A 1,264-nucleotide genomic window follows, 5' to 3' on the forward strand; every position below is an offset into this window, starting at 1 on the left:
TTACGGACGCAACAGATCCCACTCTTTCTGAATTTTTGTATGTTTTTCCATGTTGGCGTTATACATGTCCCGCCAAATTTCCACATCGTGGTCTTTAGACAACAATGTTATAAACTCCTCGGTTGTTAAGGGGCTAACGGCAACATTTTGATGACGCAAACAGTGTTTGGCTATTGTTAATTGACTCTTTTCTGAGCACTCTTTCCAGAATCGATGAAAATATTTCCGGTACTCACTAAGGTAAAAGCGACAAAGATGAGCTTTGTAACGTTGCATTTCAACCAGAGGCAGGCTACCTGTTTTCAGGGATGCGATTGAGTTCTTTTGTGCACTTTCGCTACTGACCTCAGAAATGGCCTTCAAGCAATCGTCATGCTCATCGGCGCTGTTGGCATTGACGCCAAAGTCTATGTATTGATCATTGGATTCTGGAAATAGAACAAGGTTAATAACATTTAACATCAACGCCAAAACCGCTTCCCGGGAAAAATCAGTGCGTCCGAGGGTATAGTGGGCGCATAATTCATTAAATGGATCACCTGACGAGTTCCCATAATCTCCTTCTTTCAGGAAGATGGTTCTGAATTCAAAATACAAATCTTTGAGATCTTTGATTGGGCGTTGATAGAATTCCGGATTACTGCAGACAAAATTTATTGCATTGGCAGTAGTTTTAAATTCAATGGAGAAAAGTGCATAAATAATTTCACAAAGTTGCTGTGGATACTTTCTTTTAATTTCTTCAATATGTTGGGACAGAATATCCCGGCTTAAATCATCCAGCGGTGTTGAGCAAACGCGTAGACAATTGCTTTTCCCCATCACCTCCAGCCATTGTTTCAGATTGAACTCATTGTTCTGATTAACACACGACTCATATAGGATTCGGGAAAGCCGCCGTGTACTTTCATACACTAGGCCTTTTATATCATATTCAGGAAAAAAACGGACATTGTCCAATAGCGAGGTTGAAAGCCGCTTGCCTTCAAAATAACATCCGCTGAAAAAGCTATTTTCGATAGTAGCACTGTTTAACAGCTCTGTATTGAATTTACATCTGCGAAATATAGCGGATTGCAGTACTGTACCCTTCATTGAACAGCCGCTGAAATCAATCCCTTCAAATTTATGCTTCAACCCGTTCAGCTTAAGACCATCCAGGGAATCCAGCTTGCCCTCCCAGAGATGTGGGTTTTGCTCAAGCAGCAACTTTCTGCACTCTTCACCACAGTACTTGACGAGTCCTTCGATTTCTTTGTTAACC

1 protein-coding gene is annotated in these 1,264 nt (G+C 41.2%); it reads right to left on the minus strand.

Translation table 11 applies throughout. The features are described from left to right. Entirely contained in the window at positions 1 to 1,137 is a 1,137-nt protein-coding gene (locus KBW69_RS24050) for a pentapeptide repeat-containing protein (protein ID WP_257282535.1), read from the minus strand. Between the last annotated feature and the right edge of the window lie 127 nt (positions 1,138 to 1,264).

Origin of the sequence: Endozoicomonas sp. ISHI1 (assembly GCF_024606225.1) — a bacterium.
GTDB lineage: Bacteria > Pseudomonadota > Gammaproteobacteria > Pseudomonadales > Endozoicomonadaceae > Endozoicomonas_A.